This is a genomic window from Pseudomonas sp. (assembly GCF_037994325.1).
Lineage (GTDB): Bacteria > Pseudomonadota > Gammaproteobacteria > Pseudomonadales > Pseudomonadaceae > Aquipseudomonas.
The window spans coordinates 1-7,431 of sequence record NZ_JBBNAH010000317.1 but is presented as its reverse complement, the minus strand read 5'-3'; the positions used below and the strand labels follow the sequence as shown (position 1 = coordinate 7,431).

Annotated in this window: 8 protein-coding genes; 2 read left to right on the top strand and 6 right to left on the bottom strand. The window is 60.5% G+C overall.

Annotation, left to right across the window (positions count from 1 at the left end; all coding sequences use genetic code 11):
• Positions 1-134 precede the first annotated feature (134 nt).
• Together AAAB16_RS10770 and AAAB16_RS10765 are read right to left on the bottom strand one after the other, a co-directional pair.
• Positions 135-1,196, bottom strand: coding sequence for a PA0069 family radical SAM protein (locus AAAB16_RS10770; protein ID WP_340663309.1), 1,062 nt, complete (start codon positions 1,194-1,196; stop codon positions 135-137).
• Positions 1,197-1,281: 85 nt separating this feature from the next.
• Entirely contained in the window at positions 1,282-2,277 is a 996-nt protein-coding gene (locus tag AAAB16_RS10765) for a bile acid:sodium symporter family protein (protein ID WP_340663308.1), read from the bottom strand.
• A gap of 86 nt (positions 2,278-2,363) precedes the next feature.
• Between AAAB16_RS10765 and AAAB16_RS10760 the strand changes: the two genes are divergently transcribed.
• Positions 2,364-3,167, top strand: a complete 804-nt coding sequence (locus tag AAAB16_RS10760; RefSeq protein WP_340663310.1) for a helix-turn-helix transcriptional regulator — start codon at positions 2,364-2,366, stop codon at positions 3,165-3,167.
• A gap of 74 nt (positions 3,168-3,241) precedes the next feature.
• Here AAAB16_RS10760 and AAAB16_RS10755 read toward each other — a convergent pair whose 3' ends face one another.
• The 3 genes from AAAB16_RS10755 to prlC are packed head-to-tail and all read right to left on the bottom strand — an operon-like array spanning position 3,242 to position 6,332.
• Positions 3,242-4,003 carry a DUF3658 domain-containing protein gene (locus AAAB16_RS10755; RefSeq protein ID WP_340663307.1) on the bottom strand — a complete coding sequence of 254 codons (762 nt, stop codon included), beginning with the start codon at positions 4,001-4,003 and terminating at the stop codon, positions 3,242-3,244.
• 13 nt (positions 4,004-4,016) lie between these two features.
• Positions 4,017-4,283: a YheV family putative zinc ribbon protein gene (locus AAAB16_RS10750; RefSeq protein WP_110615519.1), complete on the bottom strand. Its 267-nt coding sequence runs from the start codon at positions 4,281-4,283 to the stop codon at positions 4,017-4,019.
• Positions 4,284-6,332: an oligopeptidase A gene (gene prlC, locus AAAB16_RS10745; RefSeq protein ID WP_340663306.1), complete on the bottom strand. Its 2,049-nt coding sequence runs from the start codon at positions 6,330-6,332 to the stop codon at positions 4,284-4,286.
• A 118-nt stretch (positions 6,333-6,450) separates the two neighbouring features.
• Here prlC and AAAB16_RS10740 point away from each other — a divergent pair, with 118 nt between their 5' ends.
• Entirely contained in the window at positions 6,451-6,996 is a 546-nt protein-coding gene (locus AAAB16_RS10740) for a gamma carbonic anhydrase family protein (protein ID WP_340663305.1), read from the top strand.
• Positions 6,997-6,999: 3 nt separating this feature from the next.
• Here AAAB16_RS10740 and AAAB16_RS10735 read toward each other — a convergent pair.
• Positions 7,000-7,431: SDR family oxidoreductase (locus AAAB16_RS10735; protein WP_340663304.1), on the bottom strand; the 432-nt coding region annotated here is incomplete at its 5' end.

Genomic DNA, 7,431 nt, shown 5'->3' with positions numbered 1-7,431 from the left:
ACCATACCCCGCGTGGTCGCACCTGCCCAGCCGCTAAAGCAGATTCAACTATGCGGTTGTTGTTTTGGTCACAAAAAAAAACCACGCAAATTCGGATATTTTTTCGGATATTTTCGTAAAGCCAGGTGCTCGATTTAGAGCAGGTTCATCTGCGCCCCCGGCGGGCAAAACTGGCTGCAGTCCAGGCCAAAATCGCCGCGCCGGTTCATATCCAAGCGCTTGATCGCCAGCTTAAAACGCTGGTTTAGCAGCTCAGCAAAAATGCCTTCGCCTTTCATCCGCGTACCAAAAGTGCTGTCGTAGTTTTTACCGCCGCGCGATTGGCGGATCAGGCTCATCACATGAGCCGCGCGGTCGGGGAAGTGGCTGGTTAACCATTCTTCAAACAGCTCGGCGATTTCCAGCGGCAGACGCAGCAGCACGTAGCCGGCGGAGCGGGCGCCGGCGTCTTTGGCGGCAGCGAGGATGTTTTCCAGCTCGCTGTCGTTAATCATCGGAATAACCGGCGCGACCATGGCGCTAACCGGCACACCGGCTTCGTGCAGTTCCTTCATGGCCCGCAGGCGCGCTTTCGGCGAGGCGGCGCGCGGCTCCATGATGCGTTTTAGTTCGTCGTCCAGGGTGGTGAGGCTAAAGGCCACGCTGACCAGGTTGCGACTGGCCAGTTCGCTAAGCAGGTCGAGATCACGCAGGATCAGCGAGCTTTTGCTGATGATGTGTACCGGATGGCGGTAGCGCAGCATGATTTCCAGGCTGCGGCGGGTGAGCTGGTGTTCGCGCTCGATGGGTTGGTAGGCGTCGGTGTTGATGCCCAGGGCAATGGGCGCTGGCGTATAGCCGGGCTTTTGCAGCTGCTCTTCGAGGCGACTGGCCAGGTTGGTTTTGGCGATCAGCTTGGTTTCAAAGTCGATGCCGGGGGAAAGGTCCCAATAGGCGTGGCTGGGCCGCGCAAAGCAGTAGATGCAGCCATGTTCACAGCCGCGGTAGGGGTTTACCGAGCGGTCAAAACCCACATCTGGCGAGTTATTGCGGGTAATCACGCTCTTGGCGAACTCCTCGCGCACCTCGGTGGTAAAGGTGAGCGGGGTTTCTTCCTGAAACCAACCGTCGTCTTCGCGCACCGAGCGGGTGGCGGCAAAGCGGTTGTGCGGGTTACTGGCGGTGCCACGGCCGCGCGGCGGGAGAAACTGCGACATGGGCGTACCTGCGGATAAATTACTGGATGCATGTACAGTAAATTATCCAACGGGTACGCGCCAAGGTTTAGGGCGAAATTTCCGCTTAACGGCTTTCGACGGCCTCGCCTGCAACCGGCTCCGCGCGCTCGGCGTAACGCTGGGCCAGTACCGCGCAGACCATTAGCTGAATCTGGTGAAACAGCATCAGCGGCAAGATCAGCAAGCCAATACTGCCGCCAGCAAACAGCACTTGAGCCATGGGTACGCCGGTGGCCAGGCTCTTTTTCGAGCCGCAGAACAAGATGGTGATGCGATCTTCCATATTGAAGCCAAACCATTTGCCCAGCAGGTGCACGATCACCAGCACCAGCGCCAGCAGTAGGCAGCACACCAACACCAGGCCCCCTAACTTGGGCAGCGGCACTTGGTGCCACAGACCCTCAATCACCGCTTCGCTAAACGCGGTGTAAACCACCAGCAGAATCGAACCCTGGTCGACAAAGCGCAGCCAGTTTTTATTGGCCGCCACCCAGGTGCCAATCCAGCGCCGGGCAATCTGCCCGGCAATAAATGGCAGGAGCAATTGCACGCTGATCTTGAGGATGGCATCCAGGGTCGAGCCACCTTCGCCGTGCACATTCAGCAGCAAGGTGACCAACAGCGGCGTGAGAAAAATCCCAAACAAACTGGAAGCCGCTGCGCTGCAAATGGCCGCAGGAATGTTGCCGCGCGCCAACGAAGTAAAGGCAATCGCCGACTGCACCGTCGCCGGCAGCGCGCAGAGGTAGAGGATGCCCATATACAGGTCGTTGCCCACCACCGGCGAGAGCAGCGGTTTAAGCGCCAAGCCCAGCAGCGGGAAGAGGATAAAGGTGCAACTGAACACCAGCAGGTGCAGACGCCAGTGGCCAGCGCCGGCAAGAATCGCTTCGCGCGAGAGCTTGGCGCCGTGCAAAAAGAACAGCAGGGCGATGGCGATATTGGTGATCCAGCCAAAGGCTACAGCGGCCTGACCGCTGCAAGGCAGCAAGCTGGCGGTGACGACGACCGCGATCAGGGTGAGGGTGAAATTGTCCGGGAGTAAGCGGGAGCGGGCCATGGGCGGTGGTTCCGATCGAGTTGCCAAAGAGTAGCGGGGACTTTACCGTGGCCACTCATTACCGACTAACGCCAGAAAGCCAGAATATGCCGGCAAACGGACAGATTTCCGCTTCGCCTATCGGCCAACGCCAAGTGCCGGACCTGGCGCGCCTGCCACGCCCGGTGTTTGCGCGCACTGAATCCTTGCCGCAGCAAGTAACCACGGCGCGGCATAGCCATTCGTGGGTGCAACTTTCCTACGCCATTCAGGGCGTACTGCATGTGCATACCGATGCCGGCAGTTTTGTTGCGCCGCCGCAACGGGCGATCTGGATTCCGGCCGGTTTGGAGCATGAAGTGATCAGCTCGCCACATACCGAATTGCGCGGTTTGTATCTGGATTGCGCGGCAACCCGTTGGGCGCCGGGGCATTGTCGGGTGCTAAGTGTTAGCCCGCTGACCCGTGAGCTGATCAGCCGCTTTTCTACACTGCCGGTGGAGTACGACGAGCAAGGTGCAGACGGGCGCTTGGCGCAGGTGCTGTTGGACCAGCTGCGCAGCGCCGAGGAAGTGCGTCTGTCCTTACCGCTGCCCACTGACCCGCGTTTACAACAGCTGTGCCGGCACTTACAGGCGCACCCCGAGGATGGTCGCAGCTTGAGCGAGTGGGGCGGACGGCTTGGGGCTTCAGAGAAAACCCTGAGTCGACTGTTCCTGCGCGATACCGGCCTGACCTTTCGCGCGTGGAGACAGCGGCTGCGCTTATTGGGAGCGTTGTCGCCACTGGAGCAGGGTGCACGGGTCACCGATGTGGCATTGGGCTGCGGGTATGAATCGACGTCAGCGTTTATCGCCGCGTTCAGGCAGCAATTTGATTGCACGCCGGGGGAGTTTTTTCGCCGCGGCTAAAAGGAAGAGCGGGTAGGGTGTGCTGCGCGCACCAGGCGATCTTGAGGCCTGCGCCGTGGTGCGCACAGCCCACCCTACCACTTGACGCTTAACTCGCTATAACTGGATTTGTGCGGGTCATCCGACAGCTGCAGCCTTGCCGCCGAGGCCAATTCCCGCGCCCGCCAGAACAGAAAAAAGTCGGTAGCAAAAAAGCCATCGCAATGCCCCATCACCTCGGCCATAACGCGAGGCAGCGGTTGCCATTGCTCGGTACACGCGGCAACCAAGGCGGCGTCGATCACCTGATAGTCTTCGCCATAAAATTGCCCGTCGCGCCAGCGGCGCACTGCCGCGTTTGCGGCCACAGCCGCCTGCCATAACGCCGCCAATTGCTGGCGGCGCGCCGGGCTTACCAGCTTCGGTTTATACAAGCCAAGCAGCTCATCCGGCGCATGCATGGCCACCGCTTTGCGCCACGCCACACGGCTATCGCCGGTGCCGCAGGGCACTTCGAAGAAGGGCAGATCGCTGTGTTGCAGGGCAGCCGCCACGCGGCACAGCATCAGTTGTTCGGAACAACTGTCGCCATGCCAGACGGTAACCGCCTCGTTTTGGTTGACCAGGTTAGCCAGCCAGTGCACGTCATCGCTCAGGCTGGAAAAGTCCGGCGCCGGTTGCACGCTCGCCGGCCATACCGCCAGCCAGAACGCCATGCGCTCGGCGCACGGCGGCTGGTCGATATCCGCCAGCGGCCCCACGGCCAAGTCATCACGCAGCACATAGAGCGACAGCGCTTCGCCCACTACGTGGGTTACGCCTTCCACCGCATTGTCGCCACAGACCACGTGCCACATAGGACTGTTCCTGTTACTGGCTGGGCTTCTTCAATTTCGGATTAGGAAAAAACTGCACACCCTGCACCTTGGGATCAGCCGGTTTCGGAACCGCTTTATTCACCCGCGTACCCAACTCCTTGGGCACCGACTGGCCTTGTTCATTCAAGGTGTCAGCGTAGCCGCAGGCCACACATTCGCGATGCGGCGTGCCATCGACGTCCCACATTTGAATTTTGTCGCTCTCGCTACACGCCGGGCACACGGCGCCGGCGATAAAGCGTTTTTTGCCGATTGCCATTTATGCCGCCTCCGCACTCAGGCCAAGGTGACGCAGCAGGGCGTCGATACTCGGCTCGCGGCCACGGAAGTCGACAAACAGCACCATCGGCGCCTGCGAACCGCCACGGGCCAGAATGGCTTCGCGGAAGGCGCGGCCGGTCTCGGCGTTCAGTACGCCGTCTTCTTCAAACTTGGAGAAGGCATCGGCGGACAGCACTTCCGCCCATTTGTAGCTGTAGTAACCCGCTGCGTAACCGCCAGCAAAGATATGCGCAAAGCTGTTAGGGAAGCGGTTATAGGCCGGCGGACGCATCACCGAGACCTCAGAGCGAATACCTTCCAGCACCTCGAGCACCGAACGACCATCACCATGGGTGGCGTGCAGTTCGAAGTCGAACAGGGAGAACTCCACTTGCCGCGCCATCATCAGCCCGGACTGGAAGTTTTTCGCCGCGAGCATTTTTTCCAGCAGGTCTTGTGGCAGGGCTTCGCCGGTTTTGTAGTGGCCAGAAATCAGCGCCAGGCCTTCAGGCTCCCAGCACCAGTTCTCCATAAATTGGCTCGGCAGCTCCACCGCGTCCCAGGCCACGCCATTGATGCCCGAGGCACCGGCGTGTTCAACGCGGGTCAGCAGGTGGTGCAGGCCATGGCCGAATTCGTGGAACAGGGTGGTCACTTCATCGTGGGTCAGCAGCGCCGGCTGGTCGCCAACGGCCGGGGTGAAGTTGCACACCAGGTTGGCCACCGGGCTGACCACGTTGCCAGCGGCCGTGCGGCGTTTGTCGCGGGCGCCGTCCATCCAGGCGCCGCCACGTTTATTGGCGCGGGCGTAAAGGTCAAAGAAGAAGCGGCCAACGTGCTGGCCGTTTTCCTTGATTTCAAACAGGCGCACATCCGGGTGCCAGGTATCGAAGCCTTTGAGTTCGGCGATTTCGATGCCGTAGAGCTTTTGCACAATGGCGAACAGGCCGCTCAACACTTTGTCGATGGGGAAGTAGGCGCGCAGGATTTCCTGGGAAATGCTGTAACGCCGCTCACGGAGCTTTTCGCTGTAGTAGCCCACGTCCCAGCTTTGCAAATCGGCGCAGCCTTGTTCGTTGGCGTAGCCTTTGAGCTCGCTCAAATCCTGCTCGGCAAACGGTTTACTGCGCTGCGCCAGATCACGCAGGAACGTCAGCACCTGGTCGTTGTTCTCGGCCATTTTGGTGGCCAGGCTCAACTCGGAAAAGTTGGCGAAACCCAGCAGCTTGGCCAGCTCCTGGCGCAGGTCGAGAATCTCGGCCATCACCGGGCCGTTGTCGTTTTTGCCAGCATTCGGGCCTTGGTCGGAAGCGCGGGTGCAGTAAGCGGCGTAGAGCTCTTCACGCAGGGCGCGGTCGTTGGCGTAGGTCATTACCGCGTAGTAGCTGGGGAATTCCAGGCTGATCAGCCAGCCGTCCAGCTCCTTAGCCGCAGCGGCCTGGGCCATTTGCGCCTTGGCTGAATCCGGCAGGCCATCAAGGGCGCCTTCATCGGTGATGTGCTTGGTCCAGGCCTGGGTGGCATCGAGCAATTGGTTGGAGAAGCGGCTGCCCAACTCGGACAGTTTCATCTGGATGGCACCGTAGCGCTGTTGCTCTTCGGCCGGCAGGTCGATGCCGGACAGGCGGAAGTCGCGCAGGGCGTTTTGCAAAATGGTGGTTTGCGCCACATCAAAGCTGGCCGCCGCCGGGCTGTTGGCCAGAGCCTCATAGGCTTGGAACAACGCGCGGTTCTGGCCCAGCTCGGTCCAGTACTCGGACAGCTTGGGCAGGCAGGCCTCGTAAGCTTCACGTAATTCGGCGCTATTGCACACGGCATTGAGGTGGCTGACCGGGCTCCAGGCGCGGCCTAAACGCTCACCTTGCTCGTCCAGCGCCAGCACCAGGCCTTCCCAGGTGGGCGTTTCGGGTTGTTCGGCGAGCAGCTTGGCCAGCGCTTCGCGGCCTTCACGCAGCAGGGTGTCGACCGCAGGCTCGACATGCTCGGGGCGGATAGCCGAGTAGGGTGGCAGGTCGAAGGCTTGCAGTAGGGGGTTGTTCTCGCTCACGACGGTCACCTGTTATGCGTTGAATTTTATTAGGCTGGAGCCAATTGAATGGGTTCCACCTGATATGGCGCCATCTTAATTACAATCAAGGCCAGACGCAGCTTAAGAGGTTTCTATCGTGGCAATTCGTAAGTACCAAGGCACAACGCCAACGCTGGGCGAAAAGGTCTTTGTCGACGCCTCGGCCGTGGTGATTGGCGACGTACAGCTGGGCGATGACAGCTCGGTGTGGCCGCTGACGGTGATCCGCGGCGATATGCACCACATCCGTATCGGCGCGCGCACCAGCGTGCAGGATGGCAGCGTGCTGCACATTACCCACGCCGGGCCGTTTAACCCCGATGGCTTTCCGTTGTTGATTGGCGATGACGTGACCATTGGCCACAAGGTGATGCTGCATGGCTGCACCGTCGGCAATCGCATTTTGATTGGCATGGGCTCGACGGTAATGGATGGCGCGGTGATTGAAGATGAGGTGATCCTCGGCGCGGGCAGTCTGGTGCCGCCTGGGCGCGTATTGGCAAGCGGCTTTCTCTACGTCGGCAGCCCGGCCAAACAAGCACGCCCGCTCACTGAAAAGGAGCGGGCGTTTTTTACCTATAGCGCGGCAAATTATGTGCGGTTAAAGGACCAGCACCTCGCCGAAGGCTATGACGTTATCTAACCCTTACAAAAACATGCCGCCCGACGCCTCTACGCGCTGGCCATTGATCCAGCCAGCGCCGTCGCTGAACAGCAGGGCGATGGCGGCGCCGATATCGTCTGGCAGGCCGACGCGGCCCAGGGCGGTATTGCTGGCGACCATGGCATTAAGGCCGGCGTTGTCACGCACCGCGCCGCCACCAAAGTCAGTTTCGATGGCGCCAGGGGCAAGGGTGTTAACGCTGATGCCACGGGCACCCAGCTCCTTGGCCTGGTAACGGCTCAGCACTTCGATGCCGCCTTTCATGACCGAGTACGCGGCATAGCCCGGCAGCGAGAAGCGCGCCAGACCAGACGATACGTTAACAATGCGCCCGCCATCGGCCAGCAGCGGCAGCAGGCGTTGGCTAAGGAAAAACGGGCCTTTGAGGTGCACGCGCATCAGTTGGTCGAACTG

Bases quoted from the DNA above. Each gene is read 5' to 3' on its own strand.
- AAAB16_RS10750 (WP_110615519.1), bottom strand. From the start codon at position 4,283: ATGGCAATCGGCAAAAAACGCTTTATCGCCGGCGCCGTGTGCCCGGCG.
- AAAB16_RS10765 (WP_340663308.1), bottom strand. From the start codon at position 2,277: ATGGCCCGCTCCCGCTTACTCCCGGACAATTTCACCCTCACCCTGATC.
- AAAB16_RS10770 (WP_340663309.1), bottom strand. From the start codon at position 1,196: ATGTCGCAGTTTCTCCCGCCGCGCGGCCGTGGCACCGCCAGTAACCCG.
- AAAB16_RS10760 (WP_340663310.1), top strand. From the start codon at position 2,364: ATGCCGGCAAACGGACAGATTTCCGCTTCGCCTATCGGCCAACGCCAA.
- AAAB16_RS10755 (WP_340663307.1), bottom strand. From the start codon at position 4,003: ATGTGGCACGTGGTCTGTGGCGACAATGCGGTGGAAGGCGTAACCCAC.